The sequence below is a fragment of the Kurthia senegalensis genome (assembly GCF_000285595.1).
GTDB classification, from domain to species: domain Bacteria; phylum Bacillota; class Bacilli; order Bacillales_A; family Planococcaceae; genus Kurthia; species Kurthia senegalensis.
Map to the genome: position 1 here is coordinate 1 of NZ_CAEW01000054.1, position 379 is coordinate 379.

The following is a 379-nucleotide window of genomic DNA, read 5'->3' on the forward strand; positions in this document are numbered from 1 at the left end:
GGAGAGTTTGATCCTGGCTCAGGACGAACGCTGGCGGCGTGCCTAATACATGCAAGTCGAGCGGTAAGGCCCTTTCGGGGGTACACGAGCGGCGAACGGGTGAGTAACACGTGAGCAATCTGCCCCTGTCTCTGGGATAACCACTGGAAACGGTGGCTAATACCGGATATGACCTCCTTCTGCATGGTTGGTGGTGGAAAAGTCCGCTGGACAGGGATGAGCTCGCGGCCTATCAGCTTGTTGGTGGGGTAATGGCCTACCAAGGCGACGACGGGTAGCCGGCCTGAGAGGGTGATCGGCCACATTGGGACTGAGACACGGCCCAAACTCCTACGGGAGGCAGCAGTAGGGAATCTTCCACAATGGACGAAAGTCTGAT

The 379-nt window shown here is 57.8% G+C and carries 1 rRNA gene; it reads left to right on the plus strand.

The annotated features are described in order from the left end of the window. Positions 1-379: ribosomal RNA gene (locus KSHG_RS15595) — 16S ribosomal RNA — on the plus strand; the annotation flags it as partial.